This is a genomic window from Streptomyces sp. NBC_01296 (assembly GCF_035984415.1).
Lineage (GTDB): Bacteria > Actinomycetota > Actinomycetes > Streptomycetales > Streptomycetaceae > Streptomyces.
In genome coordinates this window covers 6724970-6739232 of sequence record NZ_CP130720.1, presented here as the reverse complement: position 1 = coordinate 6739232, position 14263 = coordinate 6724970, and the positions used below count along the sequence as shown (strand labels likewise).

General features: G+C 72.7%; 13 protein-coding genes. 6 read left to right on the top strand and 7 right to left on the bottom strand.

Features of this window, described 5'->3' with window-relative positions; genetic code table 11:
- Positions 1-48: 48 nt before the first annotated feature.
- The 3 genes from OG299_RS30695 to OG299_RS30685 form a co-directional block, all read right to left on the bottom strand.
- Positions 49-753 (bottom strand): gamma-glutamyl-gamma-aminobutyrate hydrolase family protein, encoded by a 705-nt coding sequence (locus OG299_RS30695; RefSeq protein WP_266630859.1) that lies wholly within the window; start codon positions 751-753, stop codon positions 49-51.
- A 32-nt stretch (positions 754-785) separates the two neighbouring features.
- On the bottom strand, positions 786-2255 hold the full coding sequence (gene eat, locus OG299_RS30690; RefSeq protein WP_267000337.1) for an ethanolamine permease: 1470 nt from the start codon (positions 2253-2255) through the stop codon (positions 786-788).
- A gap of 136 nt (positions 2256-2391) precedes the next feature.
- Complete coding sequence (locus OG299_RS30685; protein WP_327363219.1) at positions 2392-3138, bottom strand: FadR/GntR family transcriptional regulator; 747 nt, start codon at positions 3136-3138, stop codon at positions 2392-2394.
- 77 nt (positions 3139-3215) lie between these two features.
- Between OG299_RS30685 and OG299_RS30680 the strand changes: the two genes are divergently transcribed.
- The 4 genes from OG299_RS30680 to OG299_RS30665 all read left to right on the top strand — a co-directional run bounded on the left by OG299_RS30680 (position 3216) and on the right by OG299_RS30665 (position 8245).
- Positions 3216-4580 carry a glutamine synthetase family protein gene (locus tag OG299_RS30680; protein ID WP_327363218.1) on the top strand — a complete coding sequence of 455 codons (1365 nt, stop codon included), beginning with the start codon at positions 3216-3218 and terminating at the stop codon, positions 4578-4580.
- Between the two features lie 44 nt (positions 4581-4624).
- Positions 4625-6004, top strand: a complete 1380-nt coding sequence (locus OG299_RS30675) for an aldehyde dehydrogenase family protein (RefSeq protein ID WP_327363217.1) — start codon at positions 4625-4627, stop codon at positions 6002-6004.
- 7 nt (positions 6005-6011) lie between these two features.
- Entirely contained in the window at positions 6012-6803 is a 792-nt protein-coding gene (locus OG299_RS30670) for a 3-oxoacyl-ACP reductase (protein WP_327363216.1), read from the top strand.
- Between the two features lie 143 nt (positions 6804-6946).
- On the top strand, positions 6947-8245 hold the full coding sequence (locus tag OG299_RS30665) for a haloacid dehalogenase-like hydrolase (RefSeq protein ID WP_266630848.1): 1299 nt from the start codon (positions 6947-6949) through the stop codon (positions 8243-8245).
- Between the two features lie 7 nt (positions 8246-8252).
- Here the strand turns inward: OG299_RS30665 and OG299_RS30660 are convergent, their stop codons facing one another.
- Both OG299_RS30660 and OG299_RS30655 read right to left on the bottom strand, forming a co-directional pair.
- Complete coding sequence (locus tag OG299_RS30660) at positions 8253-9461, bottom strand: amino acid deaminase/aldolase (RefSeq protein WP_327363215.1); 1209 nt, start codon at positions 9459-9461, stop codon at positions 8253-8255.
- Positions 9462-9557: 96 nt separating this feature from the next.
- Positions 9558-10496: a LysR family transcriptional regulator gene (locus tag OG299_RS30655; RefSeq protein ID WP_266630845.1), complete on the bottom strand. Its 939-nt coding sequence runs from the start codon at positions 10494-10496 to the stop codon at positions 9558-9560.
- Between the two features lie 70 nt (positions 10497-10566).
- On the opposite strand from OG299_RS30655, the gene OG299_RS30650 reads away from it, so the two are divergent.
- A complete protein-coding gene (locus tag OG299_RS30650) occupies positions 10567-11688 on the top strand; it encodes a TDT family transporter (protein ID WP_442817546.1) in 1122 nt (373 codons plus the stop codon).
- Positions 11689-11715: 27 nt separating this feature from the next.
- Here OG299_RS30650 and OG299_RS30645 read toward each other — a convergent pair whose 3' ends face one another.
- Together OG299_RS30645 and OG299_RS30640 are read right to left on the bottom strand one after the other, a co-directional pair.
- Positions 11716-12438: a helical backbone metal receptor gene (locus OG299_RS30645; protein ID WP_327363214.1), complete on the bottom strand. Its 723-nt coding sequence runs from the start codon at positions 12436-12438 to the stop codon at positions 11716-11718.
- 5 nt (positions 12439-12443) lie between these two features.
- Positions 12444-13055 carry a helix-turn-helix domain-containing protein gene (locus tag OG299_RS30640; protein WP_051832331.1) on the bottom strand — a complete coding sequence of 204 codons (612 nt, stop codon included), beginning with the start codon at positions 13053-13055 and terminating at the stop codon, positions 12444-12446.
- A 259-nt stretch (positions 13056-13314) separates the two neighbouring features.
- Between OG299_RS30640 and OG299_RS30635 the strand changes: the two genes are divergently transcribed.
- Positions 13315-14220 (top strand): 5'-3' exonuclease, encoded by a 906-nt coding sequence (locus tag OG299_RS30635; RefSeq protein WP_327364628.1) that lies wholly within the window; start codon positions 13315-13317, stop codon positions 14218-14220.
- Positions 14221-14263: the final 43 nt, after the last annotated feature.

Sequence of the window (14263 nt, the reverse complement as noted above, 5' to 3'; positions counted from 1 at the left end):
CACGACCGCGGGTCCGCTCCGGGGGCGCCCGCACCGAGCCGACCGGAGCTAGGCCAAGACCGCCGAGGTGAGGGCGGCGGCTTCGATCAGGGCGGACATCACGCGGGTGTCCTTGTCGCGTTCCGGGTGCCATTGGACGCCCAGGACCCAGTGCGCGGGGTCGGGGAGTTCGATGGCCTCCACCGTGCCGTCGACCGCGTGCGCCGAGGCGATCAGGCCTCGGCCCAGGCGGTCGACGGCCTGGTGGTGGTAGGTCGGGACCTCCGCCTCCTCCGGCACCAGCGCCGCGTACCGCGTGTCCGGGACCGGCCGGACCGGGTGCCAGGACATGACACCCGGAGCCACCGCATGGCCGTCGATGTGCTGGACCAGCGTGCCGCCCAGGGCCACGTTCAGCGCCTGCATGCCCCGGCAGATGCCCAGCACCGGCAGGCCCGCCGCCAAGGCCGCCTCGATCAGGGCGAGTTCCCACTCGTCCCGCTGCGTCGCGGGGGCGCCCGTACGCGGGTCGCGTTCGGCCCCGTAGCGGAGCGGGTCCACATCGGGGCCGCCCGCGACGACCAGGCCGTCCAGCCGGCTCAGCACCTCCGCCGCCGATCCGGGTTCGTCCGGCGGGAGCAGCACGGCCGCGCCGCCCGCCGCCTGGACGAGTTCGTAGTACCCGGTGGGCACGAGGGACGTCGGGACGTCCCACACCCCGTAGCGGGTGGATTCCTCCACGTAGGTCGTGATGCCGATGAGCGGCCTGGGCACTGTTGCTACCTCCAAGGGGCGAAGAACGACGGTCAGTCTCGGGTGAGTTCGGCCTCGGCCTCCGCCAGCGCCGCGAACTCCTCCTCGGGTGCGGAGGCCACCAGGTGGTGCCGACTGTAGAGCGCGAAGTAGGCGAGGGCGACGGCGTACACACCCAGTGCGATGAACGCCGCGTCCTTGTCCACCAGGAAGGTGGCGACGAGTGCCGACAGGGCGAGGACGAAGGCCACGGAGGAGGTGGCGATGCCGCCCGGCGTGCGGTACGGGCGCTCCAGGCCCGGCTCCCGCTTGCGGAGCACGATGTGGGAGAGGGCCATCAGCGCGTACGAGATGGTCGCGCCGAACACCGCGATGTTGAGCATGCGCGGGCCGTTCCCGGTGGCCGCGGCGAGCGCGAAGCCGATCGCGCCGGGGATGAGCAGGCCGAGGTACGGGGCCTTGCGCTTCGAGGTCAGGGACAGGAAGCGCGGGAGGTAGCCGGCGCGGGAGAGGGCGAAGAGCTGGCGCGAGCCGGCGTAGATGAGGGAGAAGAACGAGGCGACGAGCCCGGCCAGGCCCGCGTAGTTGACGAAGGTCTTCAGCCAGGACAGGCCCGGGTTGCCTTCGAGGGCGACGACCAGCGGGTTTCCGGCGTCCTTGATGGCGTCGGCGCCGCGCGCACCGGTCGAGGCGAGGAAGGTGACCAGCGCGAGCAGGACGAGGATGCCCATGGAGATCGACAGGGCCCGCGGCATGGAGCGCACCGGGTCCTTGGCCTCCTCGGCGGCCAGCGGTACGCCCTCGACGCCGAGGAAGAACCACATGCCGAAGGGGAACGCGGCCCAGATGCCGAGGACGCCCAGCGGCAGCCAGGAGCTGGAGCCGGCGGCGGTGGTGTCCACGGCGATGTTGTCGAGGTTCGAAGGGTCGAACTCGGTGAAGGCGCCCAGTGCGAAGACGATCAGCGCCATCACGGCGATCGCGGTGACGACGAGGGAGAAGCGCAGCGCTTCGCCGACGCCCCACAGGTGGATGCCGATGAAGATCGCGAAGCAGGCGAGATAGACGGGCCAGCCCGAGGTCAGGCCGAAGAGGTTGAGGGATTCGACGTAGTCGCCGATGAAGATGGCGATGGCGGCCGGGGCCAGGATGTATTCGATGAGGATCGCCGTGCCGGTGAGGAAGCCGCCCCAGGTGCCGAGCGCCCGGCGGGCGAAGCCGTAGCCGCCGCCGGCCGTCGGCAGGATCGCGGACAGCTCCGCGAGGGAGAAGACGAGGCAGGCGTACATCGCGCCCATCAGGGCGGTGGCGATGGCGAGCCCGCCGAAGCCGCCCTGGGCGAGGCCGACGTTCCAGCCGGAGAAGTCGCCGGAGACGACGTACGCGACGCCGAGGCCGGTCAGCAGCAGCCAGCCGGCGCTGCCGCGGCGGAGCGTACGGCGTTCCAGGTAGCTGTCGCCGCCCTCGGGGGACGTGGTGGGTTCGGGTACGGCTGCGAGCCGTGCCTCGGTGTCGTCGGCCATGTGCGCTCCTGCCTAGGGCAATGGTTGTGGGGCGTACCTTTGCCGTAGCGGAGTGGAGAGCGCAAGACCCCTGCGTTAAACAAGGGTTACGAAAAGCTCTCGGGCCGCCCCCGCACCACCTCCCACAAGACGCCCCCTAGGCCAGAAACCCGCGCAGCAGCGCGGCCGTTCCGCAGCAGTGCTCGCGCATCACCTCGCGCGCCGCGTCCGCGTTCCGCTCCAGCACCGCCTCCACGAGCGCGGAGTGCTGCTGCTGCGAGTGCTCCAGGTTGCGCACCAGCAGCGGGATGCAGTCCAGCAGGTCGTTCACGGTGGCCCGGACGGCGGCGTACTGGGCCGTGAGGGTGGCGGATCCGGCGAGCTCGCACAGGGTGAGGTGGAAGAGGGTGTCCTGGCGGCGGTAGTCGGGCAGCGGTGCGTCATGGGTGGCGGCCAGCGCGCCGAGCAGCCGCTCGGCGCCCTCCTCGGCGAGCCCCTGGGAGGCGCACAGCCCGGCCGCGCCCACCTCCAGGACCTCGCGGAACCGCAGGGCGTCCTCGATGTCCACGCCCACCACGCGCCGGCGCAGCTCGTCCTCGGTGCCGCCGACGGGGGTGTCGGGGCGGGGGAGCACGAACGTTCCGCCGTACCGCCCTCGCCGGGCCTCGACCAGGCCCTGGTCCTGCAGCACCTTCAGCACCTCGCGCAGGGTGACCCGGCTGATCCCCATCCGCTCCGCCAGCTCCCGCTCGGGCGGCAGCCGCTCCCCGCCCGGCACCAGCCCCAGCCGCACCACCTGGAGGATCTGCTCCAGGGCCTCCTCGAAACCGTTGCCCGCCCGCACCTGTCGCAGCACCGGATTCAGCCGCGCGATCGCGCCGCCTTCGCTCGCCGTGTCGGTCATCTCGGCTCCTCCCCTTCCCAAGCAATGGTTCTATTCAATACCTTAGGGCTTCTCGGCTCACCGAAGGAGAGATTCCAGTGGTAGACCGCAAGCCGCCGCTCGCGCCCGAGGAGCTCCGCGCTCTCGTGGCCAGCGGCGAGATCGACACCGCGGTCCTGGCCTTCCCTGACATGCAGGGGCGACTCCAGGGCAAGCGGTTCGCCGCACAGTTCTTCCTCGACGAGGTCCTCGCCCACGGCACCGAGGGCTGCAACTACCTCCTCGCCGTCGACACGGACATGAACACCGTCGACGGATACGAGATGTCCTCCTGGGACCGGGGCTACGGCGACTTCGCCATGCACCCCGACCTCGCCACCCTGCGCCGGATCCCCTGGAACCCCGGCAGCGCCTTCCTCCTGGCCGACCTCGCCTGGAACGACGGCACGCCCGTGGTCGCCGCGCCCCGGCAGATCCTGCGCCGCCAGCTCGAGCGCCTCGCCGGACACGGCTACACGGCCATGGTCGGCACCGAGCTGGAGTTCATGGTCTTCCAGGACACCTACGAGCAGGCCTGGAACTCGGGCTACCGCGGGCTGACCCCCGCCAACCAGTACAACATCGACTACTCGGTCCTCGGGACCGGCCGCATCGAGCCCCTGCTGCGCCGGATCCGCAACGAGATGCAGGCCGCGGGCCTGATCGTCGAGTCCGCGAAGGGCGAATGCAACCTCGGCCAGCACGAGATCGCCTTCCGCTACGACGAGGCGCTGACCACCTGCGACCAGCACGCCGTCTACAAGACCGGGGCGAAGGAGATCGCCTCCCAGGAAGGCGTCTCGCTCACCTTCATGGCCAAGTTCGACGAGCGCGAGGGCAACTCCTGCCATATCCACCTCTCGCTGGGCGACGCTGACGGGCACAACGCGATGGCCGGTGACGGCCCGGGCGGAATGTCACCGGTGATGCGGCACTTCCTGGCCGGACAGCTGGCCGCGCTGCGCGACTTCTCCCTTCTCTACGCCCCGAACATCAATTCGTACAAGCGTTTCCGGCCGGGATCCTTCGCGCCGACCGCCGTCGCCTGGGGCGTGGACAACCGGACCTGTGCGCTCCGAGTCGTCGGCCACGGCCGTTCCATGCGCTTCGAGAACCGCCTCCCCGGCGGGGACGTCAACCCGTACCTCGCCGTCGCCGGCCTGGTCGCGGCCGGGCTCTACGGCGTCGAGAACCGCCTCGAACTGCCCGAGGCCTGCGCGGGCAACGCGTACACCGCGGACTTCGCGCACGTTCCCACCACCCTGCGCGAGGCCGCGGATCTCTGGGAGAACAGCGAGATCGCCAAGGCCGCCTTCGGGCCCGAGGTGGTCGCCCACTACCGCAACATGGCCCGCGTCGAACTGGACGCGTACGACTCCGCGGTCACCGACTGGGAACTGCGCCGCTCCTTCGAACGCCTGTAGCCACCGCCCGTAGCCACCCTCACCGAACATCTGAGAGGCACCACGTGTCCGATGCGCTGGCCCCCTTCAATCTAAGCGTGCTGAATCCGGCCACCGAGGAAGTCGTCGCCGTCGTCCCGGCCGCCACACGGGACGACGTCGACGCCGCCGTCGCGCGGGCCGCCGCGGCCCAGCGCGGCTGGGCGGCGGCCGCCCCCGCCGACCGGGCCCGGCTGCTGCGCCGCTTCGCCGCGGTCGTCGACGGGCACATCGAGGAACTGGCCCAGCTGGAGGTCCGCGAGGCCGGGCACACCATCGGCAACGCCCGCTGGGAAGCCGGCAACGTCCGTGACCTGCTCGAATTCGCCGCCGGCGGAGTGGAACGGCTCTCCGGCCGCCAGATCCCCGTCGCCGGCGGCATCGACGTCACCTTCCTCGAACCCCTCGGCGTCATCGGCGTGATCGCCCCGTGGAACTTCCCCATGCCGATCGCCGCCTGGGGCCTGGCCCCGGCCCTGGCGGCCGGCAACGCCGTCCTGCTCAAGCCCGCCGAGACGACCCCGCTCACCGCGCTGCGCCTCGCCGAACTCGCCCTCGAAGCCGGGATCCCCGAACACCTCTTCCAGGTGCTCCCCGGCCTCGGGACGGTCGCCGGAGACGCGCTCGTCGAGCACCCGGGCGTCGCGAAGATCGTCTTCACGGGGTCCACCCCGGTCGGCAAGCAGATCATGGCCAAGTGCGCCGACCGGGTGAAGCGGGTCACCCTCGAACTCGGCGGCAAGAGCCCCAACATCGTCTTCGCCGACGCGGACCTGGAGGCGGCGGCCGCCGCGGCGCCGATGGCCTTCCTCGACAACACCGGCCAGGACTGCTGCGCCCGTACCCGGATCCTCGTCCAGCGCTCCGCCTACGACCGGTTCCTGGAGCTGCTCGCCCCCGGCATCGAGGGCGTTGTCGTCGGCGACCCCGCCGACGAGAAGACCCAGATGGGGCCGCTGATCTCCCGCGTACAGCTGGACCGCGTCCGGTCGTACGTCACCGACGACCTCACCGCGATCCGCGGCACCGCCCCCGAGGGCCCCGGCTTCTGGTACCCGCCGACCCTCGTCACGGACGTCGCCCCCACCGCGCCCGTGGCGGCCGAGGAGGTCTTCGGCCCGGTCGCCGTCGTCCTCCCCTTCGAGGACGAGGAGGACGCCGTACGCCTGGCCAACGCGACCGAGTACGGGCTCTCCGGCTCCCTCTGGACCCGCGACATCGGCCGCGCGCTGCGCGTCTCGCGCGCCGTCGCCGCGGGCAACCTGTCCGTCAACTCCCACAGCAGCGTCCGCTACTGGACCCCGTTCGGCGGCTACAAGCAGTCCGGACTGGGCCGCGAGCTCGGACCCGACGCCCTCACCGCATTCACCGAGACCAAGAACGTCTTCATCAGCACGGAGGCCTGAGCCCATCATGACCACTTCTGACACCGAGATCGTCTGCCGCCGCCTGGTCGGCCGAACCGCCGTCATCACCGGAGCCGGCAGCGGCATCGGCCTCGCCACCGCCCGCCGTCTGGCCTCCGAGGGCGCCAACGTGGTCTGCGCGGACATCGACGAGAGCGCCGGCAAGGCCGCCGCCGAGGAGGTCGGCGGCCTGTTCGCGAAGGTCGACGTCACCAGCCCCGAAGAGGTCGAGGCCCTCTTCAAGACCGCGTTCGACACCTACGGCTCCGTCGACATCGCGTTCAACAACGCGGGCATCTCGCCCCCGGACGACGACTCGATCCTCACCACCGGCCTCGAGGCCTGGAAGCGGGTCCAGGACGTCAACCTCACCTCCGTGTACCTGTGCTGCAAGGCCGCCCTGCCCTACATGCAGCGCCAGGGCCGCGGCTCGATCATCAACACCGCGTCCTTCGTGGCCATCATGGGCGCCGCCACCTCGCAGATCTCGTACACCGCCTCCAAGGGCGGCGTGCTCGCGATGTCGCGCGAGCTCGGCGTGCAGTTCGCCCGCGAGGGCATCCGTGTCAACGCGCTGTGCCCGGGGCCGGTCAACACCCCGCTGCTGCAGGAGCTGTTCGCCAAGGACCCGGAGCGGGCGGCCCGCCGCCTCGTGCACATCCCGCTGGGCCGGTTCGCCGAGCCCACCGAGATCGCCGCCGCCGTGGCCTTCCTCGCCAGCGACGACTCCTCGTTCATCAACGCCACCGACTTCCTGGTCGACGGCGGCATCTCGGGCGCGTACGTCACCCCCCTGTAGACCGGCTCCGCCGACGGGCCCTGCACGCCCCGAGCGTTCACCCGTACTCCATCCCCCCGACAGCCGGGCGTCGCACGACGCCCGGCTGTCGTGTTCTACCGTCCGAGATGATCTTCGTTGGAATGTAGGGAGTGTTCACCTCAGTGACCCCACGTAGCACCGCACGGCGGCTCCAGGCCGTCGGCGCCGCCGTCGCGATCACCGCCGGCACCCTCGTCGCCGCCGCGCCCGCCGCACAGGCGGCCCGCCCCGGCGCCCCCTGCACCACCCCGCAGCTCGCGGCCGGCTGGTACGGGGACAACCAGGCCCGGCTCCAGCAGCTGATAGACGAGTACGGAAAGTGCAACCCGTACCGACCGAGCCGCAACAAGCCCGTCGCCGTCTTCGACTGGGACAACACCGTCGTCAAGAACGACGTCGGCGACGCCACCATGTACTGGCTGCTGCGCAGCGGCAAGATCCGCCGGCCGGCCGCCGGGGACTGGACCGCCACCAGCCGCTACCTCACCCCGGCCGCCGCCCGGGCCCTCGCCGACGCCTGCGACGCCCTCGCCCGCCCCGGCTCCCCGCTGCCCACGGGCGCCCCCGAGGGCGCGGGCTGCGCCGACGAGCTCGCCGCCGTCTACGGCACCGCCGCGACCCGCTCCGGCGCCGCCGCCTTCGCCGGCTGGGACCACCGCACCATCGAGCCCGCGTACGCCTGGCTGCCCCAGCTGATGCAGGGCTGGACCGCACGCGAGGTCCGCGGCTTCGCGGCCGCCGCGCAGGCCGAGAACCTGGCCGCGCCGGTCGGCGCCAAGCAGCAGGTCGGCACCGGCACCGCCACCGGCTGGGTCCGCTACTACGACCAGCAGAAGGACCTCATAGCCGGCCTGCAGAAGGCCGGCTTCGACGTCTGGATCAGCTCGGCCTCGCCGCAGCCGGTCGTCGAGGTGTGGGCCAAGGGCGTCGGCGTCGCCGCGGACCACGTCATCGGCATCCGCAACACGACCGCGTCCGGCGGGAAGTTCACCGCGCACCTGCAGGGCTGCGGTTCGGTGAAGGACGGCGCCGACACGATGATCACTTACGTCGACGGCAAGCGGTGCTGGATCAACAAGGAGATCTTCGGCGTCCGCGGCGCGGCCGCCGAGAAGGTCCAGCCGGCCGCCCGCCGCCAGGTGTTCGCCGCGGGCGACTCGGACACCGACATCTCGTTCCTGCGGGACGCGACCGCCCTGCGGCTGGTCGTGAACCGGAACAAGAACGAGCTGATGTGCCGTGCGTACGACAACAGCGACGGCAAGTGGATCGTGAACCCGATGTTCATCGAGCCGAAGAAGCAGAAGAGCACGCCGTACCCGTGCTCGACCACGGGCTACGTCGACCACGACGGCACGGCCGGCCCCGTCCGCCGGGGTGACACCAGCGTCATCCCCGACCAGACGGACAGCGTGTACTGAGCGTGTACTAGAGGAAGGTGCGGCCCTCGCCCCGGTACGTCGGGACGGTGGCCGTCACCCGGTCGCCCTCGATCAGGTGCAACGCCTCGAAGCGCTCGCACAGTTCCCCGGCCTTCGCGTGCCGGAACCAGACCCGGTCGCCGATCAGCAGATCGTCGGCCGGGCTGCCGAGCAGCGGGGTCTGCACCTCGCCGGCCCCCTCCTGGGGGTCGTAGCGCAGGCCCTGCGGCAGGTAAGGCTCCGGGAGCCGGTCCGCACCGGCCGCGCCGGAGGCGGGGTAGCCGCCGCCGAGCACGGTGACCACGCCGACGCCGGGCCTGCGGACCACCGGCTGGGCGAAGAGCGCGGCGGGGCGGCCGCGGAAGGACGTGTAGTTGTCGAACAGCCGCGGTACGTAGAGCCCCGAGCCGGCGGCGATCTCCGTGACGGCGTCCTCGGCGGCGGTCTGCTGGACGCTGCCGGTGCCGCCGCCGTTGACGAACTCCAGGTCCGGGACGACCGCGCGGACGGCCCGTACGGCTTCGGCGCGACGGGCCGCGAGCTCCTTGCGGGCGGTGGCCTGCATGAGCCGGATGGCGCGGGAGCGCAGCGGGCGCCCCGCGAGGGCGTCGCCGACGCCGGCGACGTGGCCCTCGTAGCCCATGATCCCGACGACGCGGAAGCCGGGCCGGGCGCAGACCGTACGGGCGAGGTCCGCGAGCGCGGCGGGATCGCGCAGCGGCGAACGCCGGGCGCCGACGCGTACCCGGCCGCCGAACAGGTGGAGCGCGGTGTCGAGTTCGAGGCAGACGCGGATCTCGTGCGGGCCGGCGCCGTCCCGGGAGGTGTCGATCAGCTCCAGCTGGGCGGGGTCGTCGACCATGACGGTGACGGCGGCGGCCAGTTTGGGGTCGCCCGCGAGCTCGGCGAACCCGGCGCGGTCGGCGGAGGGGTAGGCCAGCAGCACGTCCTCGAACCCCGACCGGGCCAGCCAGATCGACTCGGCGAGGGTGTACGACATGATCCCGGCGAAACCGGTCCGGGCCAGGACCCGTTCGAGGAGCGCGCGGCAGCGGACGGACTTGCTGGCGACGCGGATCGGCTTGCCGCCGGCCCGGCGGACGAGATCGTCGGCGTTGGCGTCGAACGCGGCGAGATCGACGATGGCCAGGGGCGCGTCGAGATGCGCGGTGGCCCGGTCGTACCGGGCCCTGTCTCCACCGGCGGGAAGATTCATGGCGGCAGCCTGCCAGATGCTTCTACCGGTGGGTAGGGGTGTGCGGCCGTGGCCTCCGGGGGCAGCGCCCCCGGAGGCCACGGCGCACCACGGACGTCAGCGGGCGGAGGTCGCGGGGGTGGCCCGGGTCAGGGACAGGAGGTCGCGGGCCGGGCCCGCCGGTCTGGCGCCCACGGGCCAGACCGCCCGCAGTTCCCGCCCCAGCGCCGCCCCCGACACCGGGACCTCGACCAGCCGCCGCGCCGCCAGCTCGTCCCCCAGCGCCAGCTCCGACAGCACGCACGGCCCCGCCCCGCTCACCGCCGCCGCCTTCACCGCCGTCGTCGACGCCAGCTCCAGCAGCGGCGCCGCCAGCCCCCCGCTCCCGGCCAGCGCGGCGTCCAGCACCTGCCGGGTCCCCGACCCCCACTCCCGCAGGATCAGCGGCGTCGCCGCCAGCTCCGCCGCCTCGACCCCCCGCGTCCGCCGCGCCCAGGCGTGCCCCGGGGCCACCGCCACCACCAGCCGGTCCTGCGCGATCACCGCCGAGTCCAGCCCCTCCGGCACCGACAGCCCCTCCACGAAGCCCAGGTCCGCCTCGTGCGCGAGCACCCGCTCCGCGACCACCGCCGAGTTCCCCGCGTGCAGCGACACCGCGGTCCCCGGCCGCTGCCCGCGCAGCGCGATCAGCCACCCCGGCAGCAGGTACTCCGCGATGGTCATGCTGGCGGCCACCCGCAGCCGCGAGTCGCGCCGCCCGCGCAGCGCCTGCGCCCCGGCGTCGAACGCCTCCGCCGCCTCCACCACCCGCCGCGCCCAGTCCGTGACCAGCGCCCCTTCCGCCGTCAGGGTCGACCCGCGCGGCGAACGGTCCACCAGCGCCACGCCCAGCCGGGTCTCCATCGCCCGGATCCGGCTGCTCGCGGCGGGCTGGGTGATGCCCATGCGCTTGGCCGCGCCGCTCAGGCTGCCGACCCGGGCCACCGCGAGCAGCAGCTCCAGCGCTCCCAGGTCCGGTACCCGGTGTGCCAGCGGAACCCACTCCTCGTTACCCATAAAGTCAGTTTATGACCTCATAGAGAGATGGCCTCTGCCGTCCGGCGGGCCCCGCGACGACGCTGGGTCCATGGCCACCACCCTCGTGCGACCCCACGAACACACTTCCCGGACCTCTCGGGCCCACAAGGCCTTCCCGGCGCTCCGTCACCTCGGCCCCAACTGGTACGCGTCCGTCATGGGCACGGCGATCGTCGCCAACGCCGGCGCGACCCTCCCGTACCAGGTGCCCGGCCAGCGCGTGGCCTGCCAGATCGTCTGGGCGCTGTCCGCCGCGGCCCTCGCCCTCGTGCTCACCGCCCGCGCCGGCCACTGGCTCCACCACCGCGACCAGGCCCGCGCCCATCTCCTCGACCCCGCCGTGGCCCCCTTCTACGGGTGTCTCGCGATGGCCCTGCTGGCCGTGGGCGGTGGCACCCTGATCGTCGGCAAGGACCTCATCGGCGTGCCCGCCGCCGTCGCCGTCGACGCCGTGCTGTTCACCGCCGGCACCGCGATCGGCCTGCTCATGGCCGTGGTGGTGCCGTACCTGATGGTGGTCCGGCACAAGGTCGAGGCCGCGCAGGCCACCCCCGTGTGGTTGCTGCCCCTGGTCGCCCCCATGGTCTCCGCCGCCGTGGGCCCCCTGCTGATACCCCACCTGCCCGCCGGCCAGCCCCGCGAGGCGCTCCTGCTGGCCTGCTACGCCATGTTCGGCATCAGCCTGCTCGCCACCCTGCTGATGCTGCCCCTGGTGTTCGGCCGGCTGATCATGAGCGGCCCCCTGCCCCTGCTGCTGACCCCCACGCTGTTCCTGGTGCTGGGCCCCCTCGGCCAGTCCACCACCGCGGTCAACCAGCTCGCCGACATGGCCCCCCGGGCGATCGGCGCCCCCTACGCCGGCGCGCTCGGCGCCTTCGCGGTCGTCTACGGCGTGCCCGTGATGGGGTTCGCCCTGCTGTGGCTGGCCCTCTCCGCCGCGATGCTGGTCCGGGCGGCCCGGGGCGGCATGGGCTTCGCGATGACCTGGTGGGCGCTGACCTTCCCGGTCGGCACCTGTGTCACCGGCGCCGCCGGCCTGGCCCGCCACACCGGCCTGACCGCGTTCGCCTGGCTCGCGGCCGCCTTGTTCCTGGCGCTGCTGACCGCCTGGCTGCTGGCCGCCGCCCACACCCTGCGCGGCCTGTTCACGGGCGCCCTGCTCCCCCGCTGACGCCCCGTCCGCCGGGCCGGCAGCCCCTCAGTGCGCGGCGTGCAGGGCCCGTGCCAGCACCGCCGGGGCCTCGGCCAGCGAGGGGCCGTACCAGGTCAGGTGGCGGCCGCTGACCAGGGCGGACGGACGGTCCGGGAAGGCTTCCGGGCCGTCCTCGCGCGTGAAGCGGTACGGCTCGTCGGGCAGCACCACCAGATCGCACTCGGCGGCGGCCAGCTCCTCCACCGGCACCCGCGGGTACCGCTCGCCGTGGCCGGCGTAGACGTTGTGCACGCCCAGGCGCGCCAGCAGATCGCCCGCGAAGGTGTCCCGGCCCAGCACCATCCAGGGCCGCCGCCACACGGGTACGAAGGCCCGCAGCGGGCCGGCCGGCTCCACCCGCGCCCATGCGTCCTCGGCGTCGTCCAGCCACTGCGGCCTCGCCAGCCCCAGGGCCCCCACCAGCACCCGGTCCAGCTCGGAGAGCGCCTGCGGGAGGTCCCGTACCTCGGTGACCAGCACCTCCACGCCGGCCGCCCGCAGCGCCGCCAGGTCCGGGGCCCGGTTCTCCTCCTCGTTGGCGATCACCAGGTCCGGGCGCAGCTCCGTGATCCGCTCCACGTCGGGGTTCTTCGTACCCCCGATGCGCACCGCGCCCCGCTCCCCGAGGTCCGCGGGATGGGTGCACCAGTCGGTCACCCCGGCGAGCAGCCCGGGGGCGCTCACCGCGACCGCCTCGGTCAGCGACGGCACCAGCGAGACGACCCTCATCCGGCTCAGCGCCCCGGCGAGGGCGGCTCGGAGGTCGCGTGGATGTGCTCCCCGACCGCCACGACCAGGAGCCTGGTGTCCTCGGAGACGGCCCGCCAGCGGTGCCGTACGCCGCCGGACAGGAACAGTGCATCCCCGCTCTCCAGCCGGTACGCCCGCCCCTCGGCCTCCACCTGGCAGGCCCCCGAGACCACGTACATCAGCTCGTCGTTGCGGTGCTGGTACTCGCGGCCGGCGTCCTGGTCCCCGGTGAACTCCAGTGCGTGCAGCTGGTGGTGTCCGCGTACGAGGGGACGCACGCCCGGGACCGGTGTGAGCCCGGATTCGTCGCCGGCCCGTACGAGGTCCACCGTGCGCGCGGTGTCGGACGCGGCCAGCAGCTCCACGGCCGTGGTCTCCAGCGCGTCCGCGACCCGCTCGAGGGACCGCATGCTGGGCCGGGCCCGTTCGTTCTCTATCTGGCTCAGGAAGGGCACCGACAGACCGCTGCGCGCCGATACGGCGGCGAGGGTGAGGTGGAGTGCCCGGCGCCGCTTGCGCACGGCCACACCCACCCGGAGCGGTTCCTTGGCGTCCTTGTCCCGTTCCTTGTCGTCCGAGCCGTCCCTGTCGTCCATGGCGGGGCTGCCCTCCCCTTGTCTGGTCCGTCGGCGTACGTCGGCATCCGTCTCACATCGGTGTGCTGTAAGCACCTTACGCAGCAACCGCCCCCGGTTTCGCGTGCAAGAGCCGACCAGGGTACGCCCCGGGTGAAACTCCCGTGCCATGTCCGATCGCTCTTGCGGCCACTTTCCGTGCCCCCGCCCGTAACCGCCCGCCGCGGGCGCCCCTGAGGGTTGCGGCATCATCGTCACCGTGACGACGACTCGACGCCTGATGCTGCTGGACACCGCCTCCCTCTACTACCGCGCGTACTTCGGCGTGCCGGACTCCGTGAAGGCCCCGGACGGCACCCCCGTCAACGCGGTGCGCGGGCTGCTCGACTTCATCGGGCGCCTGGTCCAGGACCACCGTCCGGACGATCTCGTGGCCTGCATGGACGCCGACTGGCGCCCGCACTGGCGGGTGGAGCTGATCCCCTCCTACAAGGCCCACCGGGTCGCCGAGGAGACCGAGTCCGGGCCGGACGTGGAGGAGACCCCGGACACCCTGGCCCCGCAGGTGCCGATCATCGAGGCGGCGCTGGACGCGTTCGGGATCGCCCGGGTGGGGGTCGCCGGGTACGAGGCCGACGACGTGATCGGCACGCTCACGGCGCGCGCCACCGGCCCGGTGGACATCGTCACCGGCGACCGGGACCTCTACCAGCTGGTGGACGACGCCCGGCAGCGGCGCGTGCTGTACCCGCTCAAGGGGGTCGGCACGCTGCAGGTGACGGACGAAGCGTGGCTGCGCGAGAAGTACGGGGTGGACGGCCCGGGCTACGCGGACCTGGCCCTGCTGCGCGGGGACCCGAGCGACGGGCTGCCCGGGGTTCCGGGGATCGGCGAGAAGACGGCGGCGAAGCTGCTGGACGCGTACGGCACGCTGGCCGGGATCATCGCGGCGATCGACGACCCGAAGTCGAAGCTGACCCCCACCCAGCGCAAGCGACTGGACGAATCCCGGCCTTATCTGGCGGTCGCCCCGAAGGTGGTCCAGGTGGCCGCGGACGTCCCCCTTCCCGCGTTCGACCCCGCGCTGCCGGCGGTCCCCGCGCAGCCGGAACTCGTCGACGCCCTGGCGCGCCGGTGGGGTCTTGGCGGAGCGGTGTCGCGCCTCAGCAGCGCGCTCCACCATTGAGGTGGTAACTTAGGTAATCCTAAGTTTCAGGGGAGCAAGGGGA